Origin of the sequence: Vibrio sp. 10N.247.311.13, from assembly GCF_041467595.1 — a bacterium.
Classification (GTDB): Bacteria; Pseudomonadota; Gammaproteobacteria; order Enterobacterales; family Vibrionaceae; genus Vibrio; species Vibrio crassostreae_C.
In genome coordinates this window covers 1-18338 of sequence record NZ_JBFSUX010000064.1, presented here as the reverse complement: position 1 = coordinate 18338, position 18338 = coordinate 1, and the positions used below count along the sequence as shown (strand labels likewise).

The 18338-nt window shown below is 46.6% G+C and carries 7 protein-coding genes; 4 read left to right on the top strand and 3 right to left on the bottom strand.

Translation table 11 applies throughout. The annotated features are described in order from the left end of the window. Positions 1-6 precede the first annotated feature (6 nt). From arcB to AB6E52_RS19525, 3 genes are all read right to left on the bottom strand, one after another. Positions 7-2376, bottom strand: a complete 2370-nt coding sequence (arcB, locus tag AB6E52_RS19535) for an aerobic respiration two-component sensor histidine kinase ArcB (protein ID WP_017059308.1) — start codon at positions 2374-2376, stop codon at positions 7-9. Positions 2377-2550: 174 nt separating this feature from the next. After that, on the bottom strand, positions 2551-4302 hold the full coding sequence (locus AB6E52_RS19530; RefSeq protein WP_017059307.1) for a diguanylate cyclase domain-containing protein: 1752 nt from the start codon (positions 4300-4302) through the stop codon (positions 2551-2553). Between the two features lie 91 nt (positions 4303-4393). Beyond that, positions 4394-5347, bottom strand: coding sequence for a TIGR01212 family radical SAM protein (locus AB6E52_RS19525; RefSeq protein WP_102319758.1), 954 nt, complete (start codon positions 5345-5347; stop codon positions 4394-4396). 529 nt (positions 5348-5876) lie between these two features. Here AB6E52_RS19525 and gltB (AB6E52_RS19520) point away from each other — a divergent pair. From gltB (AB6E52_RS19520) to AB6E52_RS19505, 4 genes are all read left to right on the top strand, one after another. Further along, positions 5877-10424, top strand: a complete 4548-nt coding sequence (gltB, locus tag AB6E52_RS19520) for a glutamate synthase large subunit (protein WP_017059305.1) — start codon at positions 5877-5879, stop codon at positions 10422-10424. Continuing rightward, entirely contained in the window at positions 10424-11893 is a 1470-nt protein-coding gene (locus AB6E52_RS19515; protein WP_017066517.1) for a glutamate synthase subunit beta, read from the top strand. Before gltB (AB6E52_RS19520) ends, AB6E52_RS19515 begins: the two co-directional genes overlap by 1 nt. A gap of 428 nt (positions 11894-12321) precedes the next feature. Further along, positions 12322-16785, top strand: a complete 4464-nt coding sequence (gene gltB, locus AB6E52_RS19510; protein ID WP_102319757.1) for a glutamate synthase large subunit — start codon at positions 12322-12324, stop codon at positions 16783-16785. A gap of 16 nt (positions 16786-16801) precedes the next feature. After that, positions 16802-18214 (top strand): FAD-dependent oxidoreductase, encoded by a 1413-nt coding sequence (locus AB6E52_RS19505; RefSeq protein WP_102319756.1) that lies wholly within the window; start codon positions 16802-16804, stop codon positions 18212-18214. The last annotated feature ends 124 nt before the right edge of the window (positions 18215-18338 follow it).

Here is an 18338-nt window from a genome sequence, read left to right as displayed (position 1 = left end):
ATTCTTCTACCTTTGATTTAACCAACTCTTTAAAACTTCAATGTCATTCTGGTATTCGTTATTTATCTCATCAACCCAATCTGAAATGTTCTCCCACCACGCAGGCAAATCTGGAGATTGAGCTTTCTGGGCAACTTGTTGGATGCGTTTCAGACCAATAGAACCTGCAGCACCTTTAATCTTATGTGCCTCAGAAACGATACTGGCTTTATCTTTCGCGACCATGTTGGAGTTCAATATTTCCATATACTCCGGCATCATATCTTCGAACATCGCGATGCTATCCAAAACCGGTTTCGGTCCAACAATATCAACATAAGACTCTAGCATATCAATATCAAGCAAAATGGTATCAATTTCTGAAAGAACAGGCTTACTCGCGTCGACTTTATCAATGCTCTCAACCTTATCGGTGCCCGCTACCTTCTCAATTACCTCTGGTGCATCTTCGATAAGTTCACTGATGACATCTTGGATAGCTCGAACCGACAAAGGTTTACTGATCGCTTCGTCCATGCCTTTCTGGAAGTACTCTTGCTTGTTGTTTAATACGTTCGCAGTTAACGCCACCAAAGGCGGTAGCTGGCTGTATTTCTCGCGGTAGTATTGAGCAATATCGAAACCCGTCATATCTGGCAGTTGGATATCCAACAACACCAAATCATAGTCTTCAGGATTGAAAGCAATTTGCGCCTCTTTACCCGTCATCACGACTGTCACTTCATGGCCAAGGCTTTCAAGTAGAGAGCGAGCCACTGTGATATTGAGTTCAATGTCTTCGACCATAAAGATCTTAAGATTCGACTGTTTTCTTGGCGTTTTGATCAGAGCCTGAGTATCGTGATTCACTGGAACTCGAATCGAAACCGTAAAGGTACTGCCAAAGCCCTCTTCACTGATGACTTCAATGTGGCCATCCATCATATTAATTAGCTGTTGAGAGACAGCGAGACCAATACCCGTGCCGACAGCGTGCAAGTTGTCCGTGCCCGATTTCACCTGATAGTACATCGCGAAGATCTTCTCGATTTCACTTTCAGGGATACCAATACCAGTATCTTCCACTTCCATCGTAATGTTGGCAAAGTCACCATCAATGTCGGCGCTGACTGTCATCACCACTCCACCATCTTTGGTGAACTTCATCGCGTTACTAACAAGGTTCCACAGTACCTGTCTAAGACGAGTACCATCCACCTCAACAGCAGCTGGAAGATCAGACAATCTTTCTAGATCGAACCTTAACCCTTTCTGCTCAGCCATCAACGCAGAGATACTTTCGATCTCGACAACGAAATCTTCAAAGTTAATAGGCGTAGGGAAGAGTTCAAGCTTACGGCGGTCGAACTTATCCATATCAATAATATCGTTGAAGATATTACCCAGTGTCACCGCGCTCACCTTGATGGTTTGCATCTGCTTGCGCTGTTCGGTGGTCAGTTGGCTATCAAGCAGCATGCGGCTCAAGCCAATGATGCCGTTGAGCGGCGTTCTTAACTCGTGGCTAATAGTTGAGATAAAGGTGGTCTTATCGCGGCTGGCTTTTTCTAACGACTCTTGATGCTCTTTACGCTCAGTAATATCGCGGCCAAAACCAACCAAGCCCAAGTGACGACCATCTTTGCTGTAGAAAGGCACTTTACGCAGTTCGAAGTAACTCTTGCGGCCATCTGGGTATTCAAGCCATTGGTCATAAGTCAGTGCTTGGTTGTCAGCAAATACTTTCTTATCGGTTTCAACAACTTGCTGAGCGACCTCTTTACTGTAAACATCCCAAGGAGTTAAACCAACTAGCTCTTTTTCTGTTTTACCAGTGAGCTCTTCAACCGCACGGTTACAACCAGAGAACACACCATCTTCATTACGGTAGTAAATAAGGTCAGGCGAGGCATCGATAAACGAGCGTAACAGTGCAGTACGTTCTGCGAGTTCAAGCTGAGTACGCTCGCGCTGGAACACCTCGTTTTCGAGATCTTGCATTGCTTCTGCGCGCGCTTCTTCCGCTTTTTCACGCTCTTCAATTTCTTGATTAAGCTTCTCGATATTGAGCTGCATTTTATTGTTGAGTTCTTGGTCTCGCTCACGCATGTCGCCAAGTTTAGAGACCAATTTCGCTAACCTTTGACGTGATTCTTCCAACTGGTCCACGACCACTGACAGAAAATAAACCGCCCAAGGCGTGATCACTAAACCGAAGAAAACTGAACGGACAATGTCGATGTCATCAACATTGCCTTTGAGTGCAAGGGTGATACCGACTTGCACAACAACAGCGAGGGCAACAAGCGCTAGGGCGAGTAAGATAGAAAAGCGGACAATCCCCAGTTTTACGAGTAGATCCACGTAATACTGGGCAAGATTTTTCATGGGTTTCATTTAGCGCTCCATGCGATAAGACTAGCAACATTCTACCCTGTTTGAAGATGGGAGGTAAGCTAGCTACATCACACGCAGCAAGTGTTCAGCGGTAATTTCGAAGGTTAATTAACCAATACAAATACTAACTAAGCAAAAATAGCCGGGGATAATCAAATTGCCAATTTTATAGCGTTAGCGAATTGAGTATGGATGCACCATTGAACGGTTGCGACCGTCTGATTTCGCTTGATACAACGCACTATCAGCCAAGGCAACAGCCGATTCCATTTCATCATCAGGTGTAGGAATGTAAGAGATAATACCAATACTCACCGTGATGAATTCAGAGACTGTCGACTTCTCATGCGCAAGTTCCAATTTTAGGACTTCATCATGAATACGCTGCGCCACCAGCTGAGCACCTTCGGTCGTTGTATTTGGCAGAATAAAGCCGAACTCTTCACCACCATAACGAGCCACACAATCAGATGAACGATTCAACACCTGCTTAAATGCCTGAGAAACCTGAATCAAAGCATCATCGCCTTGTTGGTGTCCGTAAAAGTCGTTGTAGCCTTTAAAGAAGTCGATATCACATAGCATGATCGTCAGTGGCAGCTTCTCACGCACATGATAATGCCACAGTGTAGAGAGCTGTTCATCGAAACGACGTCGGTTAGACACTTTAGTCAGGCTATCCATAAAGCTGAGGCGTTCAAGTTCAAGGTTGGCTTCTTCAAGCTTTTGTTCTGCTAGATAACGCTCTGTAATATCACGCGCCATGATCAACACACCATTAGTGCTCGATGCTGGATCTCTAAACGGTGATTTGACTACATCATACCAAGTAAATGTTCCATCACTTGAGACCACTTTGTCGATATAACGCAGTGATTTACTTTGATGAAGCACTTGATGATCGGTTTCTGATATTCGCGTATAGATGCTATGTGGCACCACATCTTGTAAACGTTTACCGATCAAGTCACTGACTTCAGAGATACCCAGCGCAGCCACAAATGGTTTATTACACGCTTGATAAACCATGTTTTCATTAAAGATACCAATCGAGTCTGGGCTGGCCTCCAGGAGGTTTTGCAAGATGGTGTCACGCTGCGCAAGTGCCACTTCGGTATCTTTTCGCTTCTCCATCTCGCCACGCAGTTTCTGCTGCATGTCATGCCAATCGGTCACATCATGACTAATAGAGAGCGTGCCGATGGTTTCTCCATCTTGGGAAAGCAGCACACTTTGGTAGGTTTCAAGCAAGCAGCTTTTTCCATCTTGATCTGTAGTCCAAGAGCGTTCACTTACACGACCTTTTAATACTCCACCAGAAACACTCAGGGTGCCCTCTTCAGCACGACCATGCCAAAACTTTTTAAACGAGCGATTACTCGTCACTAACTGACCTTTCTGATCTTTCACGTAGATCAGCTCAGACAAAGAATCCAAAGCGGTACGAGCAACATTCAGTTCTCGAACTTCTTGGGACAGTTCTTCGTTAGTGTTTTTATAAGGTGAGGCGTGAATCATCCAAGCCTGCTTATTTCTAAAATGGATCTTACGACCGATCAAGTTGATCTTGAACGACTCAAATTCAGAAAGCGCCCACAGGGAGACCTGCTCGAAGGCTCGAGAGTTGATGTGGTTGGTTAAGTAGTGACGAAAGCTGTTCTCGCTTTCCACAGTAGGAAAGCGAAAATTAACACCGATTTGGCGGATACCAAGCAACTGCATGGCTTGGCGATTGGCATAGAGTATTTCGCCACTTCGAACATCAACAAAGTAGAGTGGCGACGGGGTAGCAAGTAGAAGCGTTTCGATATGCGACTGATAACGAGAATAGAGATGCCAGCAGATGAGAGCAATCAGCAATACAACAACGATATAAATACCGTAGCCATACGCCCTGTCCCACAACCAAGTCATTACCAGTTCCATTTACTCTCAATCTATACCATAAAATCTGCTAGGGAAATGTTACCACTATTTATTGGTTTTATCTGCTGTTACCTACAGTCACCCATTTCTATTAATTGGCCGCGTTTAAAACAGGCAACGTGTACTCGAATGCAGAGCCCGTTTTGATGCCTTGAGCACCGGTTTTATCCAACGAACGACCTATTTCAGTCATCGCTAACCAGCGGTTCTCACACCATAAAGGAGAAAGTAAGGTTGGGCGTCTCGCCGCTGAAGAAACACGGTGATAAACCACGTCCGCAGGCGTGCGTTGAATGATCTCACTCGCGATATCGATGTACTCTTCAAGGCTTGGGGCTTCTAGCTTTCCGGCCTTCCACGCCTTAGCCATGGTACTGCCCTCTACTATATGAAGGCCGTGCAGCTTAATACCATCGGTGCCAACGGCTAATACCTTGTCTAAGGTTTCAAGGTTATCCGTTTTGGTTTCTTTTGGTAGGCCAACAATCAGATGAGTACACACCTTGATACCTAAAGCGCGTGCGCGTTGGGTGATCGTTTCATACACTGCAAAATCGTGGCCGCGGTTAATTCGCTTGAGGGTTTTATCATTGGCGGTTTGCAGGCCAAGCTCGAGCCAAATCTCATAGCCTTGTTTAACGTAGCCCGCTAACAGATCCAACACCGCATCAGGCACACAGTCTGGTCGCGTACCAACACAAAGGCCGACGATCTCTGCACCGGGTGCTTTTAGCGCCTCTTCATACATATTCTTGAGCACTTGCACCTCAGCATAAGTGCTGGTGTACGCCTGAAAGTAAGCCAGATACTTCTTAGCACGAGCAATTTCACCCGCACGATCTTTTAGTTGTTCTGCAATACTCTGAACCTGAGTTTGTTCATCGGCAAAGGAAGCCACGTTACAAAACGTGCAACCTCCACGGCCAATTGTCCCGTCTCGGTTTGGGCAGCTGAAACCACCATGAAGCGTCAGCTTGTGAACCTTCTCGCCATAACGGTGTTGAAGGTCTTGGCCGATAGTATTGACCAACTCGTGTAATTGCATATTTTCAAAGCACTCAAGTAAATAAGAATGAATATCAGTCTTTTTTGAAAAAAAATTACATCCCTGCAAAATTCGACCAATTAGTTTACTCAAGGCTTTTTGCGAGCAACCTAACAAATATCAATAAACATGCAAAAAATCGGCTCTATTTGCCTAATGTTGCACATTTGTTAGGCATTAAATTCAAAATAAAACGAAAAAAATGGTCTACATGGGTCAACTTTCATTGCAATTCGCCTAGACAAAATTGTAGGATACTTACACATATTGGCTATTTTTGAGTATTTACTTACAACGAAAACTTGCTAATAAGTCGGTGATATCTAACTCCCACCTATATAAACCACTAGTTTGTGGTTAAAAATAAACAGGTATCACTAAGGATTGTTTTTCTCGCAATACTTTTCCTGCGAGATACGGAAAGGATTCAAACCGCCAGCATAGGCAGGTTTAGACCCATAAATATAAAAGGACAAGGCTGACTTTATACAAATAAGTTGCGCCTAGATTTAACTGGAAGGATGTATCTATGGTAGATCAAGAGCAGAACTCACAGGGTCTGTATACTCCTGAATTGGAGCATGACGCTTGTGGTATCGGTTTTGTTGCGCATCTAAAGAATCGCAAATCTCATGATGTAGTAACTCAAGCACTCGATATGCTTGCACGTATGGAACACCGTGGCGGCCAAGGCTGCGATCCGTGTTCTGGTGATGGTGCAGGTATCCTGCTACAGAAGCCGCACGAATTCTTACTAGAAGAAGCCGTAAAGCTTGGAATTAAGCTGCCATCTTTTGAAAAATATGGTGTTGGTGTTGTACTTTTCCCTAAAGATGAACACAAACGTGCACAGTGTCGTGACATTCTAGAACGCAATGCACAACGCCTTGAGTTAGAAGTTATCGGTTACCGTGAACTTCCAACGGACAATTCAATGATTGGTGCTGACCCACTAAGCACTGAACCTCAATTTGAACACGTATTTATTTCTGGCGGCCCTGGTATCACACCAGAAGAGCTTGAGCGTAAACTGTATGTTCTACGTAACTACACGGTTCGTGTATGCCTAGAAAGCGTTTCAAATATCGGTGATGACTTCTACATCAACTCTATGTCTTACAAGACATTGGTGTACAAAGGTCAGCTAACAACTGAACAAGTTCCTCAGTACTTCCTAGATCTGCAAAACCCAACCATGGTGACAGCTCTAGCACTAGTACACTCTCGCTTCTCTACCAATACATTCCCACGTTGGCGTCTAGCTCAGCCTTTCCGTTACATCGCGCACAATGGCGAAATCAATACGGTTCGCGGCAACCTGAACTGGATGAAAGCACGTGAAGCAATCCTAGAATCGGATCTGTTTACACAAGCTGAAATCGACATGCTGCTTCCTATCTGTCAGGAAGGTAGTTCGGATTCATCAAACTTCGATATGGCACTGGAACTACTTGTTCTTTCAGGTCGTACTCTGCCACACGCGTTGATGATGATGATCCCGGAAGCATGGCAAGAAAACAAAAACATGGATCCAACTCGTCGTGCGTTCTACCAGTACCACGCGAACGTAATGGAACCATGGGATGGCCCAGCATCAGTATGTTTCACCGATGGTGTTCAAGTAGGTGCAACACTTGACCGTAACGGTCTGCGTCCTTCTCGCTACACAGTAACTAAAGACGACTTCCTAGTAATGGCGTCTGAGTCTGGTGTTGTTGAGATTGCACCTGAAAACGTTGAGTACCGTGGTCGTCTACAACCAGGTCGTATCTTCGTTGCTGACCTTGAGCAAGGCCGCATCATTTCTGATGAAGAAGTGAAAGACAGCATTGCTAAAGCACAACCTTACGAAAAGTGGGTTGAAGAGAACCTTCTGAGCCTGAAAAAGCTACCGGATGCGAGCAACGAATTTAGCCAACCTTCTCCAGAGAAACTACTACACAAACAACAATCGTTTGGCGTGAGTTCTGAAGAAGTAAACGAAATCATTCTACCTCTTGCGAAAACAGGCTACGAGCCACTTTCTGCAATGGGTGCTGACTGGCCGCTAGCGATTCTTTCTCACCAATCGCAGCACCTTTCAAACTACTTCAAACAGTTGTTTGCACAAGTAACTAACCCGCCGATCGACCCGATTCGTGAGCGCATGGTTATGTCTCTGAACACTTACCTAGGTAAAGACCAGAACTTACTTGCTGAAACACCTGAGCACTGTCAAAAAGTAGAACTTGAGTCTCCAGTACTGTCTAACTCTGAGTTAGAAAAACTGCGTGCAATCGATAACGAGCACCTTCAGGCGAAGACGCTGGATATCGTATTCCAAGCAAATGGCGACCAAGGTAAGTTAGAGCGCGCACTTAAGCGTATCTGCCAATACGCAGAAGACGCAGTGATTGATGGCTACTCTATCATCCTACTGACAGACCGTGCGGTTAACTCTAACCATGCCGCTATTCCAGCAATGCTGGCGGTTGGCGCGGTTCACCACCACCTAATCCGTAAAGGTCTACGTGCTAAGTGTGACATCGTTGTTGAAACGGGCGACGCTCGTGAGACACACCACTTTGCAACGCTTATCGGTTATGGTGCAAACGCAGTTAACCCATACCTAGTTATTGAAACGATTGTTGAACTGCAACGTACTAAGAAGCTAGATCCAAACGTACACCCACGTGAGTTATTCGATAACTACCGTAAAGGTGTTAACGGCGGTCTACTTAAGATCTTCTCTAAGATGGGGATCTCTACGCTGCAGTCTTACCACGGTGCACAAATCTTTGAAGCACTTGGTGTTAGCAAATCAGTGGTTGAAAAATACTTCACAGGTACTGTTTCTCGTATCCAAGGTCTAACGATCGACGATATCGCGCGAGAAGTATTGGTTCGTCACCGTGTTGGTTACCCAGCTCGTGAAATTCCAGCTCAGATCCTTGATGTTGGTGGTGTTTACCAGTGGAAACAACGTGGTGAGAAACACTTATTCAACCCAGAAACGATTTCTCTACTTCAAGAATCGACGCGTAACAAAGATTACGGTCAGTTCAAGAAGTACGCAAAAGCAGTTGATGACCAAGGCGACAACGCAGCAACGCTACGTAGCCAACTGGACTTCATCAAGAACCCTGCAGGCTCTATTCCTCTAGCAGAAGTAGAACCAATCGAGAACATTCTTAAGCGTTTCGCAACCGGCGCAATGAGCTTTGGTTCAATCTCGCATGAGGCTCACTCAACACTGGCTGTTGCGATGAACCGCATTGGCGCGAAATCAAACTCAGGTGAAGGTGGTGAAGATCCAGCACGTTTCGAACGTAAAGAAAACGGCGACTGGGAACGTTCAGCAATCAAACAGGTGGCTTCTGGTCGCTTTGGTGTAACGTCTTACTACCTATCTAACGCTGATGAGCTACAAATCAAGATGGCTCAAGGTGCGAAACCGGGCGAAGGTGGTCAACTACCTGGTGATAAGGTTGATGACTGGATCGGCGCAACGCGTCACTCGACTCCGGGCGTAGGTCTTATCTCGCCACCGCCACACCACGATATCTACTCAATCGAAGATTTGGCTCAGCTTATCTACGATCTGAAAAACGCGAACCGTAACGGTCGTGTCAACGTGAAGCTAGTATCAGAAGCTGGCGTAGGTACGATTGCATCGGGTGTAGCGAAAGCGAAAGCTGACGTGGTACTTATCGCAGGTTTTGATGGTGGTACGGGTGCATCTCCGATGTCTTCTATCCGTCATACCGGTCTGCCTTGGGAGCTGGGTCTAGCGGAAACGCACCAAACACTACTGAAAAACGGCCTACGTAACCGTATCGTTGTTCAATCTGATGGTCAGATGAAAACACCACGTGATCTTGCAGTAGCAACGTTACTTGGCGCTGAAGAATGGGGCGTAGCAACAGCAGCTCTAGTGGTTGAAGGCTGTATCATGATGCGTAAGTGTCACAAGAATACATGTCCTGTTGGTATCGCTACACAGAACAAGACTCTGCGTGAACGTTTCGACGGCCGCGTAGAAGACGTAGTCACTTTCTTCCAATACATGGCTGAAGGTCTGCGTGAAGTAATGGCTGAACTTGGCTTCCGCTCTATCGATGAGATGGTTGGTCAATCGCACAAACTTAAAGTTCGTGATGACATCGGCCACTGGAAGTACAAGAACCTAGATCTAACACCTGTACTGCACATTGAGCAGGCACGTGAAGAAGATGGTATCTACAACCAGACGCAACAAAACCACAACCTAGAAGACGTTCTAGACCGCAAGTTGATTCAAGCTGCGATTCCAGCTCTTGAGAAAGGCGAAGCCGTGAATGCGAGCTTCCCTATCATCAACACGGACCGCTCTGCTGGTACCATGCTGTCGAACGAAATCTCGAAGGTTTACAAAGACCAAGGTTTACCACAGCCAATGAACGTTAAGTTCCACGGTAGTGCTGGTCAATCTTTCGGTGCGTTCCTTGCGAAAGGCGTTAAGTTCGAAGTAGAAGGCGACGCGAACGATTACTGGGGTAAAGGTCTGTCTGGCGGTACTTTGGTACTGTACCCAGATGCGAAATCTTCTATCGTTGCTGAAGATAACATCGTGGTTGGTAACGTATGTTTCTACGGTGCGACCTCAGGTGAATCTTTCATTCGCGGTATGGCAGGCGAACGTTTCTGTGTTCGTAACTCAGGTGCGAAGGTTGTTGTTGAGGGCGTTGGTGACCACGGTTGTGAATACATGACTGGTGGTGTTGCCATTATCCTTGGTTCAACAGGTCGTAACTTTGCTGCGGGCATGAGTGGCGGTGTTGCTTATGTTTGGGACAAAGCGGGTGACTTCGAAACCAAGCTTAACCCAGAACTTGTAGACCTAGATCCAATTGAACAAGAAGATAAAGATCTTCTACTAGATATGCTAACCAAGCACGTTGAATTCACAGGAAGTGAAGTTGCTCAGTCTTTCCTAGACAACTTTGAAGCAAGTGTTGCATCGCTAGTTAAAGTAATGCCACGCGACTACAAAGCGGTTCTTGAAAAGCGTAAAGCTGAAGCACAACAGGCACAAACGGAAGAAGTGGAGGCAGTATAATGGGTAAGCCTACTGGATTTTTAGAACACGGTCGTGAGCTTCCAAAGAAGCTCGACCCGTCAGTTCGAATTGAAGACAACAAAGAGTTCGTACTTAACGAAGAGTTTGGTGAAAAGATCAATACTCAAGCCTCTCGTTGTATGGACTGTGGCGTACCTTTCTGTCACAACGGCTGTCCGATTGGTAACATCATCCCAGAATTCAATGATGCGGTTTACCGTGACAGCTGGGAAGAGGCTTGGAATATCCTAAGCTCTACCAACAACTTCCCTGAGTTTACCGGTCGTGTTTGTCCTGCTCCTTGTGAAAGTGCCTGTGTTCTTGGTATCAACCAAGACCCAATCACTATCTGTAATATCGAGAAAACGATTGTCGAAACTGCGTACCGTGAAGGGTACGCAAAACCTAAAACACCACGCTCTCGCACAGGTAAAACTGTCGCAGTTATCGGTTCAGGTCCTGCTGGCCTAGCCGCAGCTGAGCAGCTAAACAGCGCTGGTCACTCGGTAACGGTATTTGAACGTGACGAGAAAGTCGGTGGTCTACTTCGCTTCGGTATCCCAGACTTCAAACTGGGTATGGACGTGATTGATCGTAAGATCAACCTAATGGCTGAAGCGGGCGTTGAGTTTAAAGTTAACCAACACATCGGTGTTGATGTTAACGCTCAGCAGCTACGCCAAGAGTTTGATGTGGTATTGCTAACGGGTGGTTCTACGGTTCCACGTGACTTGCCAATCCCTGGTCGTGAGTTGAAAGGCGTTCACTTTGCCATGGAATTCCTTGGTCAAAACAACCGCCGTGCTAACAACCTAGATCTTAAAACAGAAGAGATTCACGCTAAAGATAAGCACGTTGTGGTTATCGGTGGTGGTGATACTGGTTCTGACTGTGTGGGCACATCAAACCGTCATAAGGCAGCGAGCATTACTCAGGTTGAGATCATGCCGATCCCACCAGAGAAGCGCCCTGCAAACATGCCTTGGCCTCAATACCCAATGATCATGAAAACCACCACTTCTCACGAAGAAGGTTGTGAACGTCACTGGAACATCTTAACCAAAGAGTTCATCGGTAACGAGCAAGGTCAAGTGACGGGTCTACGTATTGCTGACATCGTTTGGCAAGATGCGAAACCAGGTGAGCGTCCAGGCTTTGATGAAGTCGCGAACTCTGAACGTGTTATTCCTTGTGATATGGCATTCCTAGCAATGGGCTTCTTACACCCGGAGCCAACCGGCGTGCTTGCTCAACTAGACATTAAACTGGACGAGCGCGGTAACGTCGCTTCTGAAGGTTTTGCAACGAACCAGAAAGGCGTTTTCGCTGCTGGTGATATGCGTACTGGTCAATCTCTAGTTGTACGTTGTATTAATGAAGGTCGTGAATGTGCAATTGCCATTGATGACTTCTTAATGGGTAACTCAAACTTAGAAGCGAAAGCTGATTCACTCATGCTTTCCGCATAATATTTCTCGGGCTAACGTCAATTACGTTAGCCTAGAGGAAAAGCAATACCCTTCCTAACTTTTATATTTGGCTAGCACTCGATGCTAGCCTTTTTTCTATCTGGCATTTGTCGTTTTCAAAATCATCCTGTTGTATATGTTAAATCTCGTTAACATTAACCTTATATATCTCATTGATATCCATCGATTATTTTAGATTATTAAGTGGCTAATTGCGTTTATGCATGATAATTAACCATGAACTTGACCTTAAACACAATTAGCTATACGTTGTAAAGCTGATGAAAATAAAATCAATCGGTTTTGTTAACACAACCAATAACGTTTTAACTGGCTAAAGCAAACTATCAGTTTATAAAAAACAACAAGTATATGAATAGTTAGTCATTTACTGTCTGGATGACAGAGAAGCAAAAGGGAGAATTGCAATGGCTCTATATGATCCTAGTCTTGAAAAAGACAACTGTGGATTTGGTTTAATAGCGCAAATGGAAGGCCAACCTAGTCATAAGTTGGTAAGAACTGCTATTTCAGCCCTCGATCGCATGACACACCGTGGTGGTATCGCTGCGGATGGTAAAACCGGGGATGGCTGTGGCTTATTACTACAGAAGCCTGACTCTTATCTCAGAATTATTGCTGAAGAGAATAACTTCAAGCTCGGCAAGCAATACGCTGTCGGCATGATTTTCTTCAGCCAAGATCCAATCAAAGCGCAATCCGCGCAAGACATCGTCAATAAAGAGCTCGCTCAAGAGACCTTAACGGTTGCAGGTTGGCGCGTAGTACCGACCAACACCGACGTATTAGGTCCGATTGCCAAAGATTCAGTTCCCAATATTCAGCAAGTGTTTATCTCAGCACCTGCAGGCTGGCGTGAGCGCGATATTGAACGACGCCTTTATATCGCTCGTCGCAGAATTGAAAAACAGATCACCGAAGACAAAGATTTCTATATTTGTAGCCTTTCGACACAAGTCATGGTTTACAAAGGTCTGTGTATGCCGGCCGATCTTCCGCGATTTTACCTCGATCTTGCAGACTTACGCATGGAATCGGCGATATGTCTGTTCCACCAGCGTTTCTCAACCAATACTCAGCCACGTTGGCCACTGGCTCAACCATTCCGCTATTTAGCGCACAATGGTGAGATCAATACCATTGAAGGTAACCGTCAGTGGGCTAAGGCTCGTGCCTATAAATTCTCTTCGCCGTTGCTGCCAGATTTACAAACCGCCGCACCCTTTGTGAATGAGACAGGCTCAGATTCATCAAGCCTAGATAACATGCTCGACCTGTTCCTTGCCGGTGGTATGGATGTGTTCCGAGCGATGCGCATGCTTGTGCCGCCCGCTTGGCAAAACCACCCAGATATGGACCCAGATCTACGTGCATTCTACGACTTCAACTCAAAGCACATGGAACCGTGGGATGGTCCTGCTGGTATCGTACTTTCAGATGGTCGTTACGCTGCGTGTAACCTAGATAGAAACGGCCTGCGTCCTGCGCGTTATGTGATTACCAAAGACAATCTAATCACGCTCGCATCAGAAGTCGGTATCTGGAACTACGCACCGGATGAAGTCGCAGAGAAAGGCCGTGTTGGCCCGGGCGAACTGTTGGTAATAGATACTCGCCGCGGCAAGCTATGGCAATCTAATGAGATCGACAATGACCTCAAAGGCCGCCACCCATATAAAGAGTGGATGGAAAAGAACGTCCACAAGTTAACGCCATTTTCTGCGCTGCAAGATGACCAAGTGGGTAAGCGTAGCTTTGACGATGATACGCTCAAGACCTACCAAAAACAGTTTGCGATGAGCAACGAAGAGTCCGACCAAGTGCTGCGTGTGCTTGGTGATATGGGGCAAGAAGCAGTAGGCTCAATGGGCGACGACACGCCAATGGCTGTGCTCTCTTCAAAAGAACGCTTGGTCACTGATTACTTCCGTCAAAAGTTTGCACAAGTCACCAACCCACCGATTGATCCATTGCGTGAAAAACACGTGATGTCTTTGGCGACCAGTATTGGTAAAGAGATGAACGTGTTCTGTGAAACAGACGGTCACGCCTATCGTGTCACGTTTGATTCACCAGTACTGCTTTACTCAGACATGCAGCAGCTTCTGCAGTTGAGTCAAAAACATTATCGTCATGTCATTCTCAGCATGCACTACGACCCGAATAACCAAGATCTAGAACAAGCAATCAAAGCAGTATGTGATAGCGCCGAACAAGAAGTCAGCGAAGGTGCGGTTTTAGTTGTGCTGTCGGACAAAGGTTTAGAGAAAGGAAAACTACCGATCCCTGCAGCCATGTTGGTTGGTGCGGTGCAAACAAGGCTTGCTGATACCAACCTGCGTTGTGATGCCAACATCGTTGTTGAGACAGCAACTGCGCGCGACCCACACCAATTTGCTGTGCTGCTTGGCTTCGGTGCAACCGCGGTTTACCCATACCTCGCTTATGAAGCGTTAGGTAAAATGTTGGATGATGGCTCTTTAGATAAAGATTATCGTGCCGCAATGCAAAATTACCAAAACGGCATCAACAAAGGTCTGTACAAGATCATGTCGAAGATGGGAATTTCAACCATTGCCTCTTATCGCTGTTCACAGCTTTTCGAAGCCGTTGGCCTTCATTCCGATGTTGTTGAGCTCTGTTTCCGCGGAGTTACCACTCGAATCCAAGGCGCAAGCTTTAGCGATTTCCAGCAAGATATCTATAACTTATCTCGTAAAGCCTGGACTAAGCGTAAGCCAATCGAGCACGGTGGTTTACTCAAATACGTACACGGCGGCGAATATCACGCCTATAACCCTGATGTGGTTGGCACTCTGCAAACTGCAGTAAAAACAGGTGAGACATCGGATTATCTCTCTTTTGCTAAGCAAGTAAATGCTCGTCCAGCTGCGATGTTACGCGACTTAATGAGCCTCAAAAAAGCCGATCAGCCTCTACCACTAGAGCAAGTCGAGCCTAACAGCGATCTGTTTAAACGCTTCGACTCTGCGGCAATGTCGATCGGTGCTTTGAGCCCAGAAGCGCATGAAGCATTAGCAATGGCGATGAACCGCTTGGGTGGTTACTCAAACTCTGGTGAAGGTGGTGAAGACCCTCGACGCTTTGGTACTGACCGTAACTCTCGTATCAAGCAGATAGCTTCCGGTCGTTTTGGTGTGACGCCACATTACTTAACCAATGCGGATGTTTTGCAGATCAAGGTCGCGCAAGGTGCGAAGCCTGGAGAAGGTGGTCAACTGCCCGGCCATAAAGTTACCGCAGAAATCGCTAAGCTGAGATATTCAGTTCAAGGGGTGACACTGATCTCCCCTCCTCCACATCACGATATTTATTCTATCGAGGATCTAGCGCAGCTGATTTTCGACCTTAAACAAGTGAACCCTAAAGCCTTGGTTTCAGTAAAGTTAGTATCGGAACCGGGTGTAGGCACGATTGCAACTGGTGTAGCGAAAGCCTATGCCGATCTGATCACCATTTCTGGCTACGATGGCGGTACCGCGGCAAGCCCTCTAACCTCGGTAAAATACGCAGGTTGCCCTTGGGAGCTTGGCTTAGCAGAAACTCAACAAGCACTGGTTGCCAATGGCCTACGCCATAAAATCCGCTTGCAAGTCGATGGTGGTTTAAAAACCGGACTCGATGTTATCAAGGGCGCGATTCTCGGTGCTGAAAGCTTTGGTTTCGGTACGGCACCAATGGTCGCAATGGGTTGTAAGTTCTTACGAATTTGTCACCTAAACAACTGTGCGACGGGTGTTGCGACTCAAGATAAAACACTACGCCGCGAATACTTCAAAGGCCTGCCAGACATGGTGGTGAACTACTTTACAGGCCTAGCCGATGAAGTTCGCCAATACCTTGCAGAACTCGGCGTAGAAAAACTCACGGACCTGATTGGTCGCACGGATTTACTTGAAGCCGTTCAAGGCCTCACCGCGAAACAGAGCAAGCTCGATCTCTCTTCAATACTCGAAGCTCCGGTATCTCCAGAAGGTCACCCACTGTTTTGGACCGAGCCAAACGCACCATTTGATAAAGCTCAGCTCAACCAGCAGATTCTGGATGATGCACTCGATGCAATTGAGAAGCGCCAATCCACCAGCCTCTACTACAACGTGATCAACACCGATCGCTCGATTGGCGCTCGTATCTCTGGTGAAATTGCTAAGCGATACGGCAACCAAGGGATGGCAGGTTCACCAATCAAGTTATATCTCGACGGTACCGCAGGTCAGTCTTTTGCGGTTTGGAACGCAGGCGGCGTTGAGCTTTACCTAACAGGCGATGCCAATGACTATGTGGGCAAAGGCATGGCTGGCGGCAAAGTGGTTATCAAGCCTCACCAAGGCACCGCATTTACTTGTAACGAAGCGACCATCATAGGCAACACCTGTTTGTATGGTGCAACCGGAGGCAAGCTATTTGCAGCAGGAACTGCAGGCGAGCGATTTGGCGTACGTAACTCAGGTACCGTCGCTGTGATTGAAGGTGCGGGTGACAACGCTTGTGAATACATGACAGGCGGTATTGTAGCCATTCTTGGCGCAACCGGAGTGAACTTCGGCGCAGGTATGACAGGTGGCTTCGCTTATGTCATGGACAAGAACGAAGACTTCCAAGGCCGAGTGAACAACGAGTCGGTTGAGGCGCTTTCTCTATCTGACTTATATATCCACCAAGAACATCTGCGTGGCTTAATTGCAGAGCACTTAGAAGAAACGGGCTCAGTACACGCTGAAGCTATTCTGGCGAACTTTGATGAATGGATTCCGAAGTTCTACCTAGTGAAACCAAAGACGGCGGATCTAAACACCTTGCTCGGCCACCAAAGCCGCAGCTCAGCTGAACTTCGTGTTCAAGCGCAATAATTGGAAGGAGCCAATAATGAGCCAGAATGTATACCAATTTATTGATGTGAATCGCGTAGACCCAGCGAAGAAACCAATCAAGATACGTAAGATTGAGTTTGTAGAGATCTACGAACCTTTCACTAAACAGCAAGCGAAAGCGCAAGCAGACCGTTGTTTAGACTGTGGTAACCCATACTGTGAATGGAAATGTCCTGTTCACAACTACATCCCTCAGTGGCTTAAGCTTGCCAATGAAGGGCGTATTATCGAAGCCGCTGAACTGTCTCACCAAACCAACAGCCTGCCTGAGGTTTGCGGTCGAGTTTGCCCTCAAGACCGCTTGTGTGAGGGCTCTTGTACCCTCAATGACGATTTCGGTGCAGTAACCATTGGCAATATTGAAAAGTACATTACCGACAAAGCCTTTGAGATGGGTTGGAAGCCTGACATGTCTCACGTTGAATGGACCGATAAAAAGGTCGCGATCATCGGTGCAGGGCCGGCAGGTCTAGCGGCGGCTGATATCCTAGTTCGTAATGGCGTAAAAGCCGTTGTGTTTGACCGCTATCCGGAGATCGGCGGTCTACTGACGTTTGGTATTCCATCGTTCAAGCTTGAGAAAGGTATCATGGAGAATCGTCGCCGTATCTTTAGCGAGATGGGCGTTGAATTCCGAATGAATACTGAAGTTGGCAAAGACATTCAACTTCAAGAGCTGGTCGATGGTTACGACGCTGTTTTCCTTGGTGTAGGCACTTATAAAAACATGCGCGCAGGTCTAGATAATGAAGATGCTCCGGGCGTTTATGATGCTCTGCCATTCTTGATTTCTAATACCTACAAGGTCATGGAACTGGAAAACCCAACCCCATTTATCGATATGCAAGGTAAGAAAGTCGTCGTGCTTGGTGGTGGTGATACGGCGATGGATTGCGTTCGAACCTCTATTCGTCAGAATGCGGCAGATGTGGTGTGTGCTTACCGCCGAGATGAAGCCAACATGCCAGGTTCTCGCCGTGAGGTAAAAAATGCACGTGAAGAGGGGGTGAAGTTCAAGTTCAACCTACAACCTATCGGCTTAGAGCTTAACAGCACTGGTCATGTGGTTGGTGTGAAATTCGTGAAAACCGCTTTGGGTGAGCCTGATGAAGCAGGCCGTCGTCGTCCAGAACCTGTCGAAGGCAGTGAGCATGTTCTTGAGGCTGATGCCGTAATTATGGCATTTGGTTTCCAACCTCATACGATGGAATGGCTAGAACCTTTCGGTGTGGAGCTCGATCAGTGGGGTCGCATCAAGGCTCCTAACAAACAAGAGTTTCAATACCAAACCACCAACAGCAAGATATTTGCAGGTGGCGATGCGGTTCGAGGATCTGACTTAGTGGTGACCGCTATCGATGAAGGCCGTAAAGCCGCGGAAGGGATATTAGATTACCTAGAAGTGTGACCAGGGCGTGTTGATCTTTCGAGCTGATTTTTGCAGCGAGTTGCTGGGCATTTATACAAGGCAGAGGCGTCGATGTGTAGCTAGCCTACATGAGAAGCCGATAACGTAGTAGAAATGACCAGCA